Origin of the sequence: Ktedonobacter sp. SOSP1-85, assembly GCF_016587415.1 — a bacterium.
In the GTDB taxonomy this organism is placed as follows: Bacteria; Chloroflexota; Ktedonobacteria; order Ktedonobacterales; family Ktedonobacteraceae; genus Ktedonobacter.
In genome coordinates this window covers 5,621,182-5,641,416 of record NZ_BNJI01000001.1, presented here as the reverse complement: position 1 = coordinate 5,641,416, position 20,235 = coordinate 5,621,182, and the positions used below count along the sequence as shown (strand labels likewise).

Below are 20,235 nucleotides of genomic sequence, written 5' to 3'. Positions count from 1 at the left end.
GTTGAAATATAAGATTGTGCCCGTTCCCAATGGGCCGACCATGGGGTATACTATCACACGAACAGCCTCGCGTCTCGGCGATGTTTGAGCGGGGTCTGAAAGGAGTTTTCATGGTTTTCTGTGGTCAATGCGGTCTGCAAATGGCCCCCGGTACCACCCGTTGCCCACGGTGTGGTGCAGCTGTTGAAAACGGCCAATCCGGCCAGAATTATGATGTCACAGGATCGAACGACCAGACAGTTGAGTCACAGTCGTTCTTTGCACCTCAACCACAACAGGCGGCTCGTCCCTATTCTGGTGGCTCGACGGCTAACTTTGGCGGTCACCCCTCGCAGGGTGGACCCCAACCGATCATGCTGCGCGGAGCAGACCAGAACTATGGCACACAAAATGCCTATGACGCGACCAGCATGATGGACGCGCATACGAATATGGGAGGCAATCCTGCCACCATGCAGCCTCAGAGCAACGCCTATACTCAAGGGGGAGGCTATCCCATCTCTCAGCCAGGCCTCTCTGGTATGCAGCAGCCTATGGGCAGAGGCTACCCGGCTTCACAGTCTTCGTTCGCGAACGCGCCCCAGAGCGGTGGCCAGTACTCATATCCAGGCTTTGCGCAACCGCAGGGGAGCTTTACCCCCCAGGGGAACATGGCCTACCAGCAAGGGCAATCCGCCGAGAATTCTGCCACGACGAGTGTGACCTCACGTGGGCGCACGACAGCTCTGGTCACCATTCTGGTGGGCATGCTCTTTATTCTTGTCGCGATGGTCCTCTTTATTATGCAATTCAATCATATGCTCGGTTAGAGGCCCGGTATCATATTTAGACTCATCATTCTTGCTTTTGTGAAGCGTGCATCTCCACGATAAGCACTTCACAGGAGTCAGGAGGGGTGTCATGCTCATTGCATAATGAGCATGACACCCCTCCTGATTTTCTATGAGTTGCAAAGAAGCAGAAGATACCCTTTTTCCCGGCTATAATGATCTATTTCGCTTGTCACCCTCTTTAGACTAGAAAGTGGAGGTATTGACGGAAAGAGGAGGGGAGGAGCCAGGTTGCGCAACGCACAGAGACTCCCTACCAGGGGAACACGCCTCACACACACAACCTACCATCCACGTCCGCTTACCATGGTCATTGCGCTTATCGCCCTCTGTATCCTGGCCAGCTATCTGTTTCTCCGCTCTATTCAGTCCTTCGCCTCCCCGACAGAAAACTGCGCGAACCTTCTGCGCCAGGCGGACTACCAACAGATTCTTGCAGCGACTACTGAACAACTACTACCACCAGTGACACAAATTACTAGTGACCTCATACCTGGCCAGCTAAGCACCTTTGTCCAGGTGAGTCATCCCGATGATCCACGCCACCTGCTCGACGTCTATGTCTACACCTGCTCTCAACAAGGCCAGACCTCCCAGCCAACCCTTATACCAGTCTTCCAACTTCACGACCTGATTCAGGGTACAGCCAGCATTACTCAGGCCCATTCACTCAGCATCGGCCAGCTTGATACCACACTTCCCGTTGATAACGACCTCTTGATGCAACCAGATCAGCAAACGATGTACCGCGAATATCGCTGGCAGAATGGCGCATTCATACAGGTACCATTCCCCGCGCTCTTCCCGGTCTTAAGCCGCGCTGAAGCGCAACAGTTGCAGGCACAAGCCAATGCTGGAACAATCCTGCCCTGGTCCGACCCTCTCAAAACGGCGGCCTCTCTAGCACAAAATCTGCTGCATTGGTCCGCAGATAGCACGCATATTCACCTGATCCGCCAATCAGCAAGCGAGGCCGAGTTGACACTCACTGAGGAGAACCCGTCCTGCGAGCTTGATGTGACCCTGCAACGCCTGATACAAATGGACGAGCATGGACTCTGGTTTGTCACCTCCGCCTCCTCGCCAGGCCTGACACTGCAACACAACAACCTGGATATGGCAACGAGTTCACCCATCACCCTTAGTGGCACCCTTGAACAAACCAATACCACGTCGTTGCCAACTCCCACTGCCCTCCTCTTTGACCATACCCTGACTCACCTGGCGGTGCTCAACACCGAAGCCATCACTATCCAACACAATGGAGGCTTTACCGGCACCCTGCATTTTACGAATGACCTGCCTGGCCAGCCCTCACTCCTGCTCCTCGCCTTCACTACATCCAGCATAGGTCAGCAGACCACTCGGCTCCTGCTCACCAACCTCCTGCTCAGCTAAGATATGGCTGAACAGAATTTAACGATGGCGAATCTTCTCAGCAACATCCATAAATTTTTTTTCCTTGTTCCTGGCAGTCTCAACACTATATTGATGCAATGATTCGTTTTGCTGGTAGCGCTCCTCAAGCGAGAGAGCCTTGCGGCGTCTCTTAGTGAAGAGGAGCACGAAGAAAATACATACAGGAATGAGGAAGGCACCTATCAGCGCTGCGTTTCCATTCCCAAACGGGATAAAGCTCCCAACAATGGCTCCAAAAACAAGTCCCAACACAAGCATTCCAATCTCAACAAGCTTCATGGATCCTCCAGATGCGCTCAATTTTTCACGTCGTTTCTTTCGCGCTATATTGCACTTTGCTGTATATTACAGCGCAGAAAGATTGGTTACCAACAAATACACTTGTGGCTGGACAAGAAATGCCCTGAAAAGTGGGTCTGACTCAAAGCTCTAGATGGGCATCAAGGTGTCTCCGCGCACTTTACGCTTCTGGTTCGTTTTCATAGTACAGATCACAAATACGATGGGCAAATCCAATCCACATGGCCTGAATCGTTTGCTCGTTGTAGTTGTCTCCCGTTTGAACGAGCCAGGTGTCGAAGAGGTGGCGAGCTTGAGCGAAAGCAAAGCCCTGTGGAAAGAGTCCACGGAGCTTAACTGGTGAGAAGTCAACCAGCAGAGCATGCTCTCCCAAAAGGTAGGCTTCCCGGTCGGAAATGGTCTGCTTTCCCTCCTGCGCTTGGAAGGATGAGGAGTGCTCTTCTATGAGTGTTGCATGAGCCGGAGCTACTCGCTTCCGGGCTCCCTTTGCTCGATCCAGATACTCGCCTCTGTCGCCAAGAGACGCGCTACGGTGCAAGATAGCCCCTTGCAATTCAGGACCGTTCAAACGAGCGGTACTCAAATCAGCTCCTTGCAAATCGGCTCCTCGAAGCACTGCACCCCGCAGATCGGTTCCGTTCAGATCAGCATTTTGCAGGTCAAGTTCCGCCAGATTGAATCCACGCAGATCAAGTTCTCTGAGGGTCGCGTAGCTCAGCTTCGCGCCGTGAATTTTCACACGGTTAGCTTCGGTATCACCCAGGGATGCACGACTCAGATCTGCCCCGTCGAGGTCCGCCTCGCTAAGATTGGCTCCTTGCAGCTTCGCCTCACGAAGATTGGTTCCTCGAAGATTGGCTCCTCGGAGGTTGGCTCCTTGCAAATTTGCGCCCTGCAAATCCATGTAGGAGAGATCAATCTCTTGCAGATTTTGAAGGTGGAGATCGAGTTGAGCAGCACTCTGGACAGTGCTTCGGAGTTGTTCAATATCTGCCCTCGTCAAAGGGAAAGCCGATTTTCCTGTTCCAATGGGTTTCTCAGTAGTCACGATCATGCTCCCTTCCAGTGTGTTCATGTTGAGTCTCGCAACAGTATACTTCATGGACTCGGAGGAAGCACTCAGCAACATACCCTTTTTCCCGTCGCTTGAATAGTCACCGCGAGCTGATCATTGGCATCTCTTGTCAACGGCACCGCCTCAGATCCTGGAAGTCCCTGCGTCCCTGGTCCGCCATAGGAAATGCGTGAGTGCCACCAAATGTAGGCCAAATTCCAGCTTTGTACCAGACTGGAATGGTTAAATATTTGCCTCTACACCCGCGCGCCATGATATGCTACAATACTCACCATGAGTGAAATGACCCAACAAATTGAACGTTTACAAAGACGCGTCGAGAAAACTATGGTGCGTCTTTGACCTGGCTACCAAAGCAGTCCAGGTAACACAACTTGAAGAAGAGAGCATGCAGCCAGACTTCTGGTCTGATAACCGCAAAGCGCAGGCCCATATGCAACAACTCAATGCCCTGCGCGAAGAGGTTACGACCTGGGAGCAGCTCGCCACGCAACTTAAAGACCTGCAAGAACTTGCCTTGATGCTGGAAGAGGAGCCAGATGATGATATGCAGGCCGAAGTGGCGCAGTCCATTCCCCCAATTGAGGAACAGATCGAGAAGTTAGAGTTTGCCTTAATGCTCAGTGGCGAACACGACGAGAAAAACGCCATCCTCAGTATCCACGCCGGTAGTGGCGGCGTCGACGCCCAGGACTGGGCTGAGATGCTTCTGCGTATGTACCTGCGCTGGGCGGACCAACATCGCTTCCGCACCCAGATCTATGACTATAGTGAAGGTGAAGAGGCTGGCATCAAGAGTGCGACCGTTGAGATCGAGGGGCGCTTTGCCTATGGGTATCTGCGGTCGGAAGCAGGTACACATCGCCTCATTCGGCTCTCGCCCTTTGACGCAGCACACCGTCGCCAGACCTCGTTTGCGAAAGTTGAGCTCATGCCCGATATCGAAAACACGATCGAGATTTCGATCCGGCCCGAAGATATCGAGGTAGATACCTACCGCTCAACGGGCGCGGGTGGGCAGCACGTCAACAAAACTGACTCCGCCGTGCGGATGCGCCACATTCCGAGCGGTATCGTCGTGACCTGTCAGAACGAGCGCTCACAGATTCAGAACCGGGAAGTCGCGCTCAAGCTCCTCAAGGCCCGCCTGTTTGAGCTGGAGCAGAAGAAGCACGACGAGGAGGCGGCCCGCTTAAAAGGCGAGCATGTCCAGGCCGACTTCGGAACGCAGATTCGCTCGGTGATTGTACATCCCTATAACATTGCCAAGGATCATCGCACCAACCACGAGACCAGTGACACCACCGCGTACCTGGCTGGCAACATTGATCCCTTCATTCACGCCTACTTACAGGAGCAGGCATCTGGCGTTGCAAGTCCCGCCGCGGTCGCGGAAGACTAGCGCGCTCAAGATGTGGAAGCAGTAGCACACAGTTTTTTTGACCAGACACAAAGAGGCCCGGACGTTTCTCCCGTCCGGGTCATCTCTTATTCTCCTTGCTAGACACGCGCCAGGTCGCGCAGACCCTCGTAGCGCTCCGGGTAGCGCAGCTTGCGCAGAGCCTTCACCTCAATCTGGCGAATACGCTCACGTGTCAGGTGGAAGAGCACGCTGACCTCGTCGAGCGAGAGGGAGTGTCCATCTTTTAGCCCGTAGCGCATCTCAATGATCGTGCGCTCGCGAGGATTGAGGACGGTCATGGCTTGCTCGATATGCTCACGCTGCAACTGCTGCGAGACCACATCAATCGTGGGCGCCATGCTGGTATCTTCGAGCATATCTGAGAGATGGTACTCCTCATCATCGGCCATCGGCGCGTCCAGCGAGATGGGCTGCTCCGAGACATTGAGTAGTTCGACGACGCGCTCACGCGGCAGGCCCAGTTCAGCCGCTACCTGCTCCGGTAATGGCTCAACGCCTTGCTCCTGATACAAGCGACGTGTGATACGCTTGATCTTGTAAATAAGTTCTACGACGTGGACAGGAATATGAATGCTGCGAGAATGCTCGGCGATGGCCCGGCTGATAGCCTGGCGAATCCACCAGGTGGCATAGGTGCTAAAGCGGAAGCCACGCTTGTAATCAAACTTCTGTGTCGCGCGCATCAGACCAATATTGCCCTCCTGAATCAGGTCGAGCAACGGTAACCCCTGGTTGGAATAGCGCTTCGCTATACTGACGACCAGGCGCAAGTTAGCCTCGATCAAGCGCTGCCGGGCATACTGATCGCCCCGCGCTACGCGTTCTGCCAGTTGAAGTTCCTGCTCGGCGGTGAGCAGTGGATACATGCCAATCTCTTTCAGGTACTGCTTTACAGAATCGTCGACCGCCCCACGCTGGTCCTCTTCCCCATCTACCTCCTCCTCGCAGGCATAGATGAAATCCTTTTCACTTTCTATCTCCACGCCATCGTCCATCAGGTCTTTGGTGTGCTTTCTCTTGCTCAACGTGACTGTCACTTCGGTATCCACACTCTGGGATGCTCTTTTTCCTCTTGCTCCCACGACATCTACTCCTTTTTCCATACTACCTTCACAGACAGACGCAAACGAGAAACTCAAAACGGACCTCTAGGTAATGCGATGCAGTCGGGTGCGCTTACCAGTTCTCTGGCACTGTTATATGACTCTGTCTAGAAACGCCATCTCTCCCGGCTGTGTTTTTTCTAACGTGTCGTCCGCGATATGCTCTCCCACTTTTCTATTAGTGCAAGAAACGTGCCAAACTCTAGTCCCCATTGACATAGTTCACTCCTTTCACTCCTCGCAAGCTGGTAGAAAGCTGTAACAGTAATACTATCGGCAAGCAAACACACTTTTATAGGGAAAATTGACCCCAAATTTCAGTCTACATAAAATTTGGCATATCATGCGTGCTCAAGCACGACATCCAGCACGCCTTCCTGGCTGCTCACTGCTATAGAGCAAAGTAGACCTCTTCCATGAAGAGTTTTCCATGTTTGAGGATTTTTGCCCAGCCCTTGCGCGCAGTAACATGAATAGATAGCAATGCTTGACTAGAGTTGTTTCACCTGTTATGCTGGAAGTAAGAAGTACGCTTTGTGCTAGTGGATGACAAAAAAGGAGAACGGAAGTACGCTTCTGTTTGTAAAGCCAATCAACAAACAAGGAGCGTACAGCAATGCTTGACAAAGCGACCGTTCTCACCACACTTTTTATCATAGTTGACGACCTAATGAAAGGGTCTGCCGTGATCCAAGACGCCTTAGAGCGACCAGGACCCGCCCCCAGCTTTCAGATAGCGAGGTGGTCACCATCGCCTTGTATCAGGAGCTCATTGGAGAGCCGAGAGAAGATCACTTCTTTCGCTTGCACCACGAGCATTTGCGGCCCTTCTTTCCTGGACTCAATGAACGCAGCCGCTACAACCGCCGCAAGCGATCGCTGTGGGCCGTGATCTTGACCATACGAGCAGGCTTGTGCCTGGTGCAAGAGGCCCAGCAGATGGAGGAGACCGCCGCCATTGACTCGGCTCCTGTCCCCTGTATCAGCTACAAACGCAGTAAGAAGGCAAGCGATTTTGCCGGTCATGCCGACTATGGAGTCTGTAGCAGCAAGGCGATGAAGTACTTTGGATGCAAGCTCCATAGCCTTGTTGGTCTCTCAGGCGTTATTCTTGGCTTCTTGCTGACTCCAGCCAGTCACTATGACAATCAGCCCGTAGTGGAGTTGCTCGATTCGGTGGCTCATCACCTCAAGCGGCTGATTGGTGATGGGGCTTACAATGATCAAGCACTCCAAAGTACCCTTGAGCACACTCGCTCGTTGCTCTTGTTCGCTCCCGTCAAAGCAAATCAGCCTGCCAAGCGCTCTGCGACGGCTCAAAAGGCACTCAATCGCTTGCGCTTGATCTGCGAAACGGTCAATGCCCAATTGCAAGAGCAGTTTCACCTCTCCAAGCATTATGCCAAGAGCGTCTGGGGACTGTTCACGCGCATTGCGGTCAAAGTCACTGCTCATAGCGCTGGCATGATGCTCAACACGCTCTTGGGTCGATCTCCTCTCAAGTTAGCTGATCTGGCCGTCTAAACTACTAGCACAAAGCGTAAGTGTATTATTTTCTCAAATTCATGGTTTTTTCATACCTTTATTTAAGCGCTTTCACCGTATTTTGCGTTGCCCATAGATTCATATAAAATCACATAGATTATTAAGTTATTTGCTGTCAACACTGCTGTCATTTTTCTACATTGCTTATCACGTCTATATTGTCTCTCCAAGCGGGTTTATTACATCTGCCTTGAACTCCAAAGTTCGTAGTATTGGGGCTCAAACGGATCAAACGCATTTTTGATGATGAAGCAAAGGACAGCCGCTGTCAGGATCAGGCGGCATGACCTCCTGTAGGATAACCTCTACTTCGTTGAACACAGCTTTTCGTGGTTCGTTTGTCCAGTTGCACATGCTCTCTGGCCTCATCATCAAAAGTGCGGATAGGCCGCTAGGAAGAGAACAGTCATAGAGCATAGCAGCAAAGCACCTGATAGAGTATGTCCTATCAGGTGCTTTGCTGCCAGATATCTAATATTAACGTCTAGGTAAGGAAAGAGTATTCTCTTTCATGAGGTAGCCTGTGCGGTTCTACCACACCATTCGCAGAAAGTAAATGCCGAGTTCTCCCGTTACTATCAGGTGAACTCCATCAGGATGCCAAGCACAACTATTAAGTGGAGTATCAGCATAGAAGGTTGTGACACAGGTCCTTCGATTCTGATCCCATACTTTGAGAGTGTTATCCCTGGAGGCCGTGATGATCCAGTTCCCATCTGGACTAATTGCATAGCCATCTACCACATCGGTGTGCCCTTTAAGGGTGTACTGTTCCTTCCCTGTGTGCACGTCCCATACTTTCAGAGTGTCATCAGTGGAGATCGAGACGATCCAGTTCCCATCCGGACTGATCGCACAGCTCCGCACCGTATTGGTATGCCCCTTGAGGGTGTATCGTTCCTTCCCTGTATGGGTATTCCATACCTTGAGGGTGTGATCAGTGGAGGCTGAGACAATCCAGTTCCCATCCGGACTAATCGCACAGCTCCGCACCGTATTGGTATGCCCCTTGAGGGTGTATCGTTCCTTCCCTGTATGGGCATTCCACACCTTAAGGGTGTGATCAGTGGAGGCCGAGACAATCCAGCTTCCATCCGGGCTGATCGCACAGTCCAGCACATCTTTAGTATGCCCTGTAAGAGTATACCGTTCCTCACCTGTATGGGCATCCCATACTTTGAAAGTGTGATCCCTGGAAGCCGAGACGATCCAACTCCCATCTGGACTGATCGCACAGGTATTCACCCCTCTGGCATGCCCTCTGAGAGTATGCAGTTCCTCACCCGTGTGGGCATCCCATATTTTGAGAGTGTCATCATTGGAGGTCGAGACGATCCAACTCCCATCTGGACTGATCGCACAGGTATTCACCCCTCTGGCATGCCCTCTGAGAGTATGCAGTTCCTCACCCGTGTGGGCATCCCATATTTTGAGGGTACGATCCCTGGAAGCCGAGACGATCCAGTTCCCATCCAGGCTGATCGCACAACTATCCACCCCATCGGTATGTCCTCTGAAGGTGTGTCTTTCCTCGCCTGTGTGTACATCCCATATTTTGAGGGTGTGATCTTGGTCCCAGGAGGTCGAGACGATCCAGTTCCCATCCGGACTGATCGCGCAATCCAGCACTGCACTGGCATGTCCTCTGAGAGTATGCAGTTCCTCACCTGTGTATACATCCCATATTTTGAGGGTACGATCCCAGGAGGTCGAGACGATCCAGTTCCCATCCGGACTGATAGTACATTTATGTACCTCATTGGTATGTCCTCTGAAGGTGTGTCGTTCCTCACCTGTGTATACATCCCATATTTTGAGGGTGTGATCATCGGAGGCCGAGACGATCCAGTTCCCATCCGGACTGATCGCACACCTCCCCACTATATCGGTATGCCCTTGGAGGGTGTGTCTTTCCTTACCTGTGTGAGCATCCCATATTTTGAGGGTGTGATCATCGGAGGCTGAGACGATCCAGTTCCCATCCGGACTGATCGCACACCTCCCCACTATATCGGTATGCCCTTGGAGGGTGCGCAGTTCCTCACCTGTGTGTACATCCCATATTTTGAGAGTGTCATCATTGGAGGCCGAGACGATCCAGTTCCCATCCGGACTGATCGCACAGCTCAGCACTATATCGGCATGCCCTTGGAGGGTGTGCCGTTCCTCACCTGTGTGGGCATCCCACACTTTGAGGGTGCGATCATTGGAGGCCGAGACGATCCAGCTTCCATCTGGACTGATCGCACAGTCTTGTACCACATCGGTATGCCCTTTGAGGGTGTGCCGTTCTTTCCCTGTGTGGGCATCCCACACTTTGAGGGTGCAATCATGAGAGGCTGAGATGATCCAGTTCCCATCCGGGCTGATCGCACAACCCTCCACCCAATAGGTATGCCCTTTAAGGGTGTGCCGTTCTTTCCCTGTGTGGGCATCCCATATTTTGAGGGTATGATCATCGGAGGCCGAGACGATCCAGCTTCCATCTGGACTGATCGCACAGGCATTCACTTCACCGGTATGTCCTGAGAGAGTGCGGAGAAGAGCATTGCTGCCCATATGATGGAACGAGTGACAAGCAAGAAGACAAGGACCAGTGATTTTCTCCTGTTGCCACATGGGATACAGCACTTTCCCATCCTCTGTCTGGTTGCAGTATGTCAACAACATTGCTTCCACTTCAGCCAGAGTTTTCCCCTGACTCAGGAGATGAGCTGCTCTGATAATGAGTCGATGGAAATGGGTGAATAAGATGTCGTTAGAAACATGGTCGATAACCTCTTGAAGGTCCCGTTCGACTGCCAAAACACCATACTTCCATGTCTTTATTGCCAAATATCGAAAATCCTTTAGGGTAGAGACAAGGCTCTCGACTCGTTGTGCAGACAGTAGATGTTCTATTAAGTGCTGCCAAAGATAAGGATCATCAAGAGAGAGATCTCTCCAAAAAGGTAGATTATAGGAATCCAGAAACCTACTGTTAAGAGCTGATAATTCATCTTTCATCTTAATCTGCAGATAATGACGTACAACATCATGCAGGCGAATGGATCGTGTTGAGAGATCATACTTGAGAAGGAGAGAAAGCCCAGCGAGACGGGAACAAAGATCCACGGTATCGAATGCGCCGAAGTTGGCCGTTGTCTGCCATAATTGCTGTACCGTCTTCAGCGGAATGTCCACATCCTCAGGGAAAATGGCCAACTCCTGATAGCGAGCCACTTCTTCGGGTGCCAGCAGCTCAAGGCTGATCTCAATCGTTCTGGCGACCGCTTCACGCCGAGCATCGGTATTCCTGGCATCAAAGGCCACCACTCCTCGCCTCTCTAACGCCTCTTGCAAGTAAGTGAGAGCATCCTGGAGTGGCTCATGCTGGCGGAGATGTTGCCGTAATACGCCATTGGCCAGAGTGAGCAACAAGGGCCATTCTCCAAGTCGCGCTGCAAGGTGCTGAAATAATGGCTTGAATTGCTCTTTGGTGGCCTCATGCTGCAATCCTGTTTGCAAAAGCTGTGTTGCTTCTTGCTGGCGCATTGCGTCCACCTGGACCCGAATTGCTGAGGAAGGGATGTCTTGTTCGTTGCGCGTGGTAAGCAATCGGGCACATCGAGGCCCTCCCTGGAGAAAGGGAGCAAGGTCAGAGAAACGCCAGATATCATCAATCACCAGGAGATACTGACCGTCGGCAAGGGCTTCTCGTAGTTTGGTGATAGCGGCTTCCGTACTCACCAGGCTGAGCCGCTCATTGCTCAGAACGAAGATCAGCTCTTCAATCTTGGCAATGGTATTGACGGGCTTTTCGCCTAGCGTGACCCAGAGAATACCATCTGGGAATGCTGCCCGTATGTCTTGATCATGGCAAAGCATGAGGGCAAGCGTCGTCTTGCCATATCCCCCGGCTCCTCGGAGAGCTGCTGTGATGGCTGTTGGTCGGCTTCGTTCGGTCGAGAGGAGGCTCTGTTTCACGGCCTCAAATTCGTGTGGTCGTGTGATCAGGTCAGGCGGCAAATCAGCAGCCATAAAAGGACGTGTTCTCCTGGCTCGTGTCGAAGATGGATGAGCACCAATATAGGTATTATTTTCGATCTGGATACCACTACCGGTCTTATTATCCTTGAATACGAAGACCCCTACGCCCTTGAGCACGTCTTCGGGTGTAGGGGTTATCAGTTTTTTGGCGGAGCATCTTCCCCGCTACGAGCAGTGACATCACGAAATGTGACGTCCCCCCGAATGTCGAGTCCCTTCGCCTTTATGCCAGTCGCGTGATTCCCCTGGGCAAGAATGTGTTCCGCTGTCAAAGAGGCGCCTTTGATATCTTCCAGATCCAACCCTACTGCTTTAGGAGCATCGGATGCGTGAGCCTGGATGGCATCGAGGAGCGCTTTTGCCTGGCGAATGATGTCTTCATCCTGGCCGGCAGTTGTCGCTTCCAGATCTTCCTGGAGCACTGCCTGTCGACTCTTAGAGGCCGGATTTTTCTCCAGGTCTGGGATATTCACCTGCTCATACTTGCGTTGAATGAGGGCTTTGAGCCCTGCATACCCATCTTTAATGACACTTTCATCCGTTGGCTTCAGTGCCGCTACCGCTCCAGAGACCAATGCCGTCACGATGATACTAATAGGATCCATCCGAGTTCTCCTTCGTTGCGCTTTTTGTATTGATCAAAAATGATTGTATCGTTAGTTTATGTCATTTATCAAATTTCGTTGATTGTATTTCTACATATTACCAAACCATTCGCAGAAAATAGAGCTTGTTACCTCCTGTTGCGATAAGGTGAATACCATCAGGATGCCAAGCACAGCTGAAAAATGGGGTATCAGCATAGAAGGTTGTAACACACTTGCCTTGATTCAAATCCCAGACTTTGAGTGTCTCATCCTCAGAAACGGAGACAATCCACTTCCCATCGGGACTGATAGCGCACCCCCTCACTGAATCGGTATGCCCGCTAAGGGTGTACCGTTCTGCTCCGGTGAGAGCATTCCAGACTTTGAGTGTCTCATCCTCAGAAACGGAGACAATCCACTTCCCATTGGGACTGATAGCGCACCCCCTCACTGAATCGGTATGACCGCTAAGGGTGTATCGTTCTGTTCCGGTGAGAGCATCCCAGACTTTGAGCGTCTTATCAAGGGAAGCGGAGACGATCCACTTTCCATCGGGACTAACCGCGCACCCATACACTGAGCCAGTATGGTCGTCAAGGGTGTATCGTTCTGTTCCGGTGAGGGCATCCCACACTGTAAGCGTCCCATCCGCAGAAGCGGAGACGATCCACTTTCCATCAGGACTGATAGCGCATCCAGCCAACCAATCGGTATAGCCGTTGAGGGTATCTCGTTTTGTACTGGTGAGAGCATCCCACACTGTAAGCGTCCCATCCGCAGAAGCAGAGACGATCCATTTCCCATCGGGACTAATCGCGCACCCAGTTAGTGAATCGGTATGACCACGGAGGATGTGTCGTTCTGCTCTAGTGAGGGCGTCCCAGACTTTAAGCGTTTCATCCTTAGAAGCGGAGACGATCCATTTGCCATCAGGGCTAACTGCGCAGCCATACACTAAGCCAATATGGTCGCCAAGAGTGTGTCGTTCTGCTCCGGTGAGGGCATCCCAGACTTTGAGCGTCCCATCCTCAGAAGCGGAGACGATCCACTTTCCGTCAGGACTAAAGGCACACCCAGTCACGCAGTCGGTATGACCACTAAGGGTGTGTTGTTCTGCTCCAGTGAAGGCATCCCAGACTTTGAGCTTCTTATCATTAGAAGCGGAGACGATCCACTTTCCATCAGGACTAAAGGCACACCCATTCACCCAACCTGTATGACCGCTAAGGGTGCGTCGTTCTGCTCCAGTGAAGGCATCCCAGATTTTGAGCGTCCTGTCCTCAGAAGCGGAGACGATCCACTTTCCATCGGGACTAAAGGCACACCCAGTCACCGATCTATTATGACCATGGAGAGCGTGTCGTTCTGCTCCAGTGAGGGTATCCCAGACTTTAAGCGTCCCATCCTCAGAAGCGGAGACGATCCACTTTCCATCGGGACTAATCGCGCACCTATTCACCCAATCTGTATGACCGCTAAGGGTGCGTCGTTCTGCTCCAGTGAAGGCATCCCAGATTTTGAGCGTCCTATCCTCAGAAGCGGAGACGATCCACTTTCCATCGGGACTAAAGGTACACCCAGTCACCCAACCTGTATGACCGCTAAGGGTGTGTCGTTTTGTACCAGTGAGGACATCCCGGACTTTGAGGGTCTCATCCTTAGAAGCGGAGACGATCCACTTTCCATCGGGACTAATCGCGCATCCAGTTACTGAATCGGTATGGCCATGGAGGGTGCATCGTTCTGCTCCGGTGAGGACATCCCAGACTTTGAGCGTCCTGTCCTCAGAAGCGGAGACGATCCATTTCCCATCGGAACTAACCGCGCACCCAGTCACTGAGCCAGTATGGCCACTGAGGGTACGGAGAAGAGTATTGCTTCCTATCAGAGGCAATGAATGCCAGGGTAGAACGCTAGGGCCTGTTATAGGCTCATGTTGCCAGCCTGGATATAGCACCTTCCCATCCTCCGTCTGATTGCAATAAGTCAACATCATTGCTTGTATCTCGGCCGACGTTTGTCCCTGACTCAGCAGATGAGCGGCTCTGAAAAAGAGCCTATGGAAAAGAGCTAGCTCGGGGTCATGAGCATTCTTATTCATCACCACCTGGAGATCACGTTCCACTGCAGAAACTCCATACTTCCACGTCTTTGTCGCCAAGTACCGAAGATCTTTCGCTGCGGAGAGAAGACACTTGGCTCGCTGTGCTGCAATCAGATGCTCTATCAAATGCTGCCACAGATACGGTTCGTCAATGGAGAGATCACCCCAGCGGGAGAGTCTATAGGAGTCCAAAAACTGACCGTGAAGGGCTGGCAATTCGGCTCTCATCTTAATTTGAAGATAGTGGCGTATGACATCATGTAGGCGAATCGATCGCGTGGAGAGGTCATAGGTGAGCAGGAGAGAGAGCCCAGCAAGATGAGAACAGAGATCCACGGTATCGAACGCGTCGAAGTTGGCCATTGTCTGCCATAATTGCTGCACCGTCTTCAGCGGAATATCCACATCCTCGGGGAAAATTGCCAGCTCATGATAACGAGTCACTTCCTCAGGTGTCAGCAGTTCAAGACTGACTTCAATTGTTCTGGCGACAGCCTCTCGACGAGCATCTGTGTTCCTGGCATCAAAGGCCACGACTCCTCGCTTCTCTAACGCCTGTTGCAAGTAGGTGAGAGCGTCCTGGAGAGGCTCATGCTGATGGAGGTGTTGTCGTAAGACGCCATTTGCCAGGGTGAGCAACAAGGGCCATTCTCCTAGTTGCACAGCAAGGTGCTCAAACAATGGCTTGAATTGCTCTTCGGTAGCCTCTTGCTGCAATCCTGTTTGTAGAAGCTGTGTCGCTTCTTGCTGACGCATTGCATCTACCTGGATTTGGATTGCTGTGGATGGGATATCTTGCTCATTACGCGTGGTAAGCAGTCGAGCGCATCGAGGACCTCCCTGGAGAAAGGGCGCAAGATCAGAGGAACGCCAGATATCGTCAATCACCAGGAGATACTGGCTATCAGCAAGGGTCTCCCGTAGTTTAGTGATAGCAGCATCCATACTTACCAGGCTGAGTCGCTCATTACTCAGGACTAAGATCAGCTCTTCGATCTTGGCAATGACGTTGACGGGTTTTTCACCCAGCGTGACCCAGAGAATGCCGTCTAGGAATGCCTCCCGTATTTCTCGATCATGGCAGAGCATGAGGGCAAGCATCGTCTTACCATATCCCCCAGCTCCTTGAAGAGCGGCCGTGATCGCTGTTGGTCGGCTTCGCTCGGTCGAGAGAAGGCTCTGTTTCACGGCCTCAAATTCATGTGGTCGTGTGACTAGGTCAGCAGGCAAATCAGCAGCCATAAAAGGACGTGTTCTCTTGGCAGGTGCCGAAACGAGATTCGTATTGATCTCAATTTTCTCGATGCTGAGGTCACGACCAACGGTTACATTGTCAAGTGTTGCCCCTACAACCCCTTGCAATCCTTCAGGTGTAGGGATTAGCCGTTTTTTGGTGGTGCATCTTCTCCATTATGAGCAGTGACATCACGGAATGTGATATCCCCCTGAATGTCGAGTCCTTTCGCTTTTACGCCAGTCGCGTGATTCCCCTGGGCAAGAATGTGTTCCGCTGTCAAGGAGGCCCCTTTGATATCTTCCAGATCCAAACCTACTGCACGAGGAGCGTCGGACGCGTGAGCCTGGATGGCATCGAGGAGCGCTTTGGCTTGACGAAGTATTTCTGCATCCTGGCCAGCGCCTGTTGCTTCCAGATCTTCCTGAAGCACTGCCTGTCTACTCTTAGAAGCCGGATTTTTCTCCAGTTCTGTGACATTCACGTGCTCATATTTGCGTTGAATGAGGGCTTTGAGACCTGCATACCCATCTTTAATGATGTTTTCTGCCGTGGGCTTAAGTGCTGCTGCCGCTCCCGAGACCAATGCCGTCAAGATGATATTGATAGGATCCATCCGAGTTCTCCTTAGCCGTATTTTTTATTGAACAAAGATGATTATATCATTAGGGTTATGTTTTTCATCAATTTCCGTTGGATGCATATCTACGTGTTAACAAACCATTCGCAGAAAGTAGAGATTGTTTCCTCCTGTTGCGATGAGATGAATACTATCGGGACACCAAGCACAGCTGAAAAATGTGGTATCTGCATAGAAGGTTGTAACATAATTTCCTCGATTCAAATCCCAGACTTTGAGAGTCTTATCATGGGAAGCGGAAACAATCCACTTTCCATCGGGGCTGATGGCGCACCCCCTCACAAAACTGGTATGGCCACGGAGGGTGCGTTGTTCTGCACCGGTGAGGGCATCCCAAACTTTGAGCGTATCATAGGAAGCGGAGACGATCCACCTTCCATCAGGACTGATGGCGCAGCCATTCACCGAATTGGTATGGCCACGGAGAGTGTGTCGTTCTGTACCGGTGAGGGCATCCCAAACTTTAAGTGTCCCATCATTAGAAGCGGAGACGATCCAGGTTCCATCAGGACTGATGGCGCAGCCATTCACCGAATTGGTATGGCCACGGAGAGTATATCGTTCTGCACCGGTGAGGGCATCCCAAACTTTGAGTGTCCCATCATAGGAAGCGGAGACGATCCACCTTCCATCGGGGCTGATGGCGCACTCATACACCGGACCTGCATGGCCTCTGAGGGTATATCGTTCTGTTCCGGTGAGAGCATCCCAGACTTTGAGCGTCTCATCATAGGAAGCGGAGACGATCCAGGTTCCATCAGGGCTGATGGCGCAGCCATTCACCAGACGTGTATGGCCTCCGAAGGTGCGTCGTTTCGCTCCGGTGAGGGCATCCCAGACTTTGAGCGTCTCATCATAGGAAGCGGAAACGATCCACTTTCCATCGAGACTGATGGCGCACTCATACACCGGACCTGCATGGCCTCTGAGGGTATATCGTTCTGTTCCGGTGAGAGCATCCCAGACTTTGAGCGTCCCATCATAGGAAGCGGAGACGATCCAGGTTCCATCAGGGCTGATGGCGCACCTCTTCACCATATGGTCATGGCCATGGAGGGTATATCGTTCTTTCCCTGTATGAGTATCCCAGACTTTGAGCGTCTCATCATAGGAGGCCGAGACGATCCAGGTTCCATCGGGACTGATCACGCAGCCATACACTAAACTAGTATGGCCACGGAGAGTGTGTCGTTCTGTTCCGGTGAGAGCATCCCAGACTTTGAGTGTCTTATCATCGGAAGCGGAGACGATCCACTTTCCATCGGGACTGATGGCGCAGCCCTTCACCGGACCGGTATGGCCATTGAAGGTGTGTCGTTCTGTTCCGGTGAGAGCATCCCAGACTTTGAGTGTCTTATCATCGGAAGCGGAGACGATCCAGGTTCCATCGGGACTGATGGCGCACTCATTCACCTCATCGGTATGGCCATTGAAGGTGTGTCGTTCCGCTCCGGTGAGAGCATCCCAGACTTTGAGTGTTTCATCATCGGAAGCGGAGACGATCCAGGTTCCATCGGGACTGATGGCGCAGCCCTTCACCGGACTGGTATGGCCATGGAGAGTATATCGTTCCGCTCCGGTGACGGCATCCCAGACTTTGAGTGTTTCATCATCGGAAGCGGAGACGATCCAGGTTCCATCGGGACTGATGGCGCACTCATTCACCGGACCGGTATGGCCATAGAGAGTATATCGTTCCGCTCCGGTGACGGCATCCCAGACTTTGAGTGTCCCATCATCGGAAGCGGAGACGATCCAGGTTCCATCGGGACTGATGGCGCAGCCCTTCACAAAACTGGTATGGCCTCTGAGGGTACGGAGAAGTGCACTGCTCCCTATCCGTGGCCATGAATGCCAGGGAAGAATGCTAGGGCCAGTCATTGGCTCGTGTGGCCAGTCTGGATACAGCACCTTCCCATCCTCCGTCTGATTGCAATAGGTCAACAGCATTGCCTCCACCTCGGCTAGGGTTTGTCCCTGGCTCAGCAGATGAGCGGCTCTGACAAAGAGCCGATGGAAAAGAGTGAGCGAGCTATTATGATTATTCTTGTTCATCACCTCCTGCAGATCGCGTTCCACTGCTAAGGCTCCATACTTCCACGTCTTCATCGCCAGATACCCTAAATCCGTCACTGTGGAGAGAACACTCTCGGCTCGCTGTGCAGCAATCAGATGCTCTATCAAATGCTGCCACAAGTACGGCTCATCCAGAGAGAGATCTTCCCAGTGGGAAAGGGCATAGGAATCCAAAAAACAACCGTGAAGGACTGGCAATACGGCTCTCATCTTGACTTGCAAGTAGTGACGTATGACATCATGGAGGCGAATTGATCGTGTGGAGAGATCATAGGTGAGAAGCAGAGAAAGCCCAGCGAGACGAGAACAGAGATCCACGGTATCGAATGCATCGAAGTTGGCTGTTGTCTGCCATAATTGCTGTACAGTCTTCAGCGGAATATCCACATCCTCAGGAAAAATCGCCAGTTCTTGATAGCGAGCCACTTCTTCCGGTGTGAGTAACTCAAGACTAACTTCAATCGTTCTGGCGACGGCCTCACGACGAGCTTCTGTGTTCCTGGCATCAAAGGCCACGACTCCTCGCTTCTCTAACGTCCGTTGCAAGTACGTGAGAGCGTCCTGGAGAGGCTCATTCTGGCGGAGATGTTGCCGTAAGATGCCATTTGCTAAGGTGAGCAACAAGGGCCATTCTCCAAGTCGCGCTGCAAAGTGCTGAAACAAGGGCTTGAACTGCTCTTCGGTAGCCTCATGCAGCAATCCTGTTTGTAGAAGCTGTGTTGCTTCTTGCGGGCGCATTGCATCCACCTGGATCCGGCTCGCGGTGGAGGGAATGTCTTGCTCGTTACGTGTGGTGAGCAATCGAGCACATTGAGGCCCTCCCTGGAGAAAGGGAGCAAGGTCGGAGGGACGCCAGATATCGTCAATCACCAGGAGATATTGGCCTTCGGCAAGAGCTTCTCGCAGCTTGGTGATAGCAGCATCCGTACTCACCAGGCTGAGCCGCTCATTGCTCAGAACGAAGATGAGTTCTTCGATTTTGGCAATGATATTGACAGGTTTTTCACCGAGCGTGACCCAGAGAATACCATCGGGGAATGCTGTTTGTATGTCTCGATCATGGCAGAGCATGAGGGCAAGTGTCGTCTTTCCATATCCTCCAGCTCCTCGGAGCGCTGCCGTGATCGCTGTTGGTCGGCTCCGTTCGGTCGAGAGAAGGCTCTGTTTCACGGCCTCAAATTCGTGTGGTCGTGTGATCAGGTCAGGAGGCAAATCAGCAGCCATAAAAGGACGTGTTCTCCTGGCTCGTGTCGAAGATGAATGAGCACCAATATAGGTATTATTTTCGATCTGGATACCACTACCGGTCTTATTATCCTTGAATATGAAGACCCCTACGCCCTTGAGCACGTCTTCGGGTGTAGGGGTTATCAGTTTTTTGGCGGAGCATCTTCCCCGCTACAAGCAGTGACATCACGAAATGTGATATCCCCCTGAATATCGAGTCCCTTCGCCTTTATGCCAGTCGCTTGATTTCCCTGGGCAAGAATGTGTTCCGCTGTCAAAGAGGCGCCTTTGATATCTTCCAGATCCAACCCTACTGCTTTAGGAGCATCGGATACGTGAGCCTGGATAACATCAAGGAGGGCTTTTGCCGAACGAAGTAATTCTTTATCCTGGCCGGCGTCTGTCGCTTCCAGATCTTCCTGGAGCACAGCCTGCCTACTCTTAGAGGCTGGATTTTTCTCCAGTTCTGTCACATTCACGTGCTCATACTTACGTTGAATGAGGGCTTTGAGCCCTGCATACCCATCTTTAATAACGCTTTCTGCCGTTGGCTTAAGGGCCGCTCCCGCTCCAGAAATTAATGCCGTCACGATGATACTAATAGGATCCATCCACATTCTCCTTACATATACTTTCTGTATTG

General features: G+C 51.9%; 13 protein-coding genes. 4 read left to right on the top strand and 9 right to left on the bottom strand.

Annotated elements, in window-relative coordinates; genetic code table 11:
• Nucleotides 1–110: 110 nt before the first annotated feature.
• Together KTE_RS23485 and KTE_RS23480 are read left to right on the top strand one after the other, a co-directional pair.
• Complete coding sequence (locus KTE_RS23485; protein ID WP_201385198.1) at nt 111–809, top strand: hypothetical protein; 699 nt, start codon at nt 111–113, stop codon at nt 807–809.
• Nucleotides 810–1,061: 252 nt separating this feature from the next.
• Nucleotides 1,062–2,228 (top strand): hypothetical protein, encoded by a 1,167-nt coding sequence (locus KTE_RS23480; RefSeq protein WP_201385196.1) that lies wholly within the window; start codon nt 1,062–1,064, stop codon nt 2,226–2,228.
• Nucleotides 2,229–2,246: 18 nt separating this feature from the next.
• On the opposite strand, the gene KTE_RS23475 is transcribed toward KTE_RS23480, so the two are convergent.
• On the bottom strand, nt 2,247–2,528 hold the full coding sequence (locus KTE_RS23475; RefSeq protein WP_201385194.1) for a hypothetical protein: 282 nt from the start codon (nt 2,526–2,528) through the stop codon (nt 2,247–2,249).
• A 181-nt stretch (nt 2,529–2,709) separates the two neighbouring features.
• Nucleotides 2,710–3,597, bottom strand: a complete 888-nt coding sequence (locus KTE_RS23470) for a pentapeptide repeat-containing protein (protein ID WP_201385192.1) — start codon at nt 3,595–3,597, stop codon at nt 2,710–2,712.
• 300 nt (nt 3,598–3,897) lie between these two features.
• Here KTE_RS23470 and prfB point away from each other — a divergent pair.
• A protein-coding gene (gene prfB, locus KTE_RS23465; RefSeq protein ID WP_201383936.1) for a peptide chain release factor 2 occupies nt 3,898–5,026 on the top strand; the annotation gives its coding sequence in 2 pieces (ribosomal slippage) (nt 3,898–3,963 and nt 3,965–5,026; 1,128 coding nt in all).
• A gap of 98 nt (nt 5,027–5,124) precedes the next feature.
• Here the strand turns inward: prfB and KTE_RS23460 are convergent.
• Nucleotides 5,125–6,096 carry an RNA polymerase sigma factor RpoD/SigA gene (locus KTE_RS23460; RefSeq protein WP_052568352.1) on the bottom strand — a complete coding sequence of 324 codons (972 nt, stop codon included), beginning with the start codon at nt 6,094–6,096 and terminating at the stop codon, nt 5,125–5,127.
• 795 nt (nt 6,097–6,891) lie between these two features.
• Here KTE_RS23460 and KTE_RS23455 point away from each other — a divergent pair.
• Nucleotides 6,892–7,674 carry an IS982 family transposase gene (locus KTE_RS23455; RefSeq protein WP_255552929.1) on the top strand — a complete coding sequence of 261 codons (783 nt, stop codon included), beginning with the start codon at nt 6,892–6,894 and terminating at the stop codon, nt 7,672–7,674.
• Between the two features lie 552 nt (nt 7,675–8,226).
• Here KTE_RS23455 and KTE_RS23450 read toward each other — a convergent pair.
• The 6 genes from KTE_RS23450 to KTE_RS23425 all read right to left on the bottom strand — a co-directional run bounded on the left by KTE_RS23450 (nt 8,227) and on the right by KTE_RS23425 (nt 20,203).
• Nucleotides 8,227–11,715, bottom strand: a complete 3,489-nt coding sequence (locus KTE_RS23450; protein ID WP_201385188.1) for an NB-ARC domain-containing protein — start codon at nt 11,713–11,715, stop codon at nt 8,227–8,229.
• A gap of 146 nt (nt 11,716–11,861) precedes the next feature.
• A complete protein-coding gene (locus KTE_RS23445) occupies nt 11,862–12,329 on the bottom strand; it encodes a hypothetical protein (protein ID WP_201385186.1) in 468 nt (155 codons plus the stop codon).
• Nucleotides 12,330–12,426: 97 nt separating this feature from the next.
• Nucleotides 12,427–15,657, bottom strand: coding sequence for an NB-ARC domain-containing protein (locus KTE_RS23440; protein WP_201385184.1), 3,231 nt, complete (start codon nt 15,655–15,657; stop codon nt 12,427–12,429).
• Nucleotides 15,658–15,794: 137 nt separating this feature from the next.
• Complete coding sequence (locus tag KTE_RS23435) at nt 15,795–16,265, bottom strand: hypothetical protein (RefSeq protein WP_201385182.1); 471 nt, start codon at nt 16,263–16,265, stop codon at nt 15,795–15,797.
• 96 nt (nt 16,266–16,361) lie between these two features.
• Complete coding sequence (locus KTE_RS23430) at nt 16,362–19,589, bottom strand: NB-ARC domain-containing protein (protein ID WP_201385180.1); 3,228 nt, start codon at nt 19,587–19,589, stop codon at nt 16,362–16,364.
• A 146-nt stretch (nt 19,590–19,735) separates the two neighbouring features.
• On the bottom strand, nt 19,736–20,203 hold the full coding sequence (locus KTE_RS23425) for a hypothetical protein (RefSeq protein ID WP_201385178.1): 468 nt from the start codon (nt 20,201–20,203) through the stop codon (nt 19,736–19,738).
• Nucleotides 20,204–20,235 lie beyond the last annotated feature (32 nt).

Bases quoted from the DNA above. Each gene is read 5' to 3' on its own strand.
- KTE_RS23425 (WP_201385178.1), bottom strand. From the start codon at position 20,203: ATGGATCCTATTAGTATCATCGTGACGGCATTAATTTCTGGAGCGGGA.
- KTE_RS23450 (WP_201385188.1), bottom strand. From the start codon at position 11,715: ATGGCTGCTGATTTGCCGCCTGACCTGATCACACGACCACACGAATTT.
- KTE_RS23475 (WP_201385194.1), bottom strand. From the start codon at position 2,528: ATGAAGCTTGTTGAGATTGGAATGCTTGTGTTGGGACTTGTTTTTGGA.
- KTE_RS23440 (WP_201385184.1), bottom strand. From the start codon at position 15,657: ATGGCTGCTGATTTGCCTGCTGACCTAGTCACACGACCACATGAATTT.
- KTE_RS23485 (WP_201385198.1), top strand. From the start codon at position 111: ATGGTTTTCTGTGGTCAATGCGGTCTGCAAATGGCCCCCGGTACCACC.
- KTE_RS23445 (WP_201385186.1), bottom strand. From the start codon at position 12,329: ATGGATCCTATTAGTATCATCGTGACGGCATTGGTCTCTGGAGCGGTA.
- KTE_RS23435 (WP_201385182.1), bottom strand. From the start codon at position 16,265: ATGGATCCTATCAATATCATCTTGACGGCATTGGTCTCGGGAGCGGCA.
- KTE_RS23430 (WP_201385180.1), bottom strand. From the start codon at position 19,589: ATGGCTGCTGATTTGCCTCCTGACCTGATCACACGACCACACGAATTT.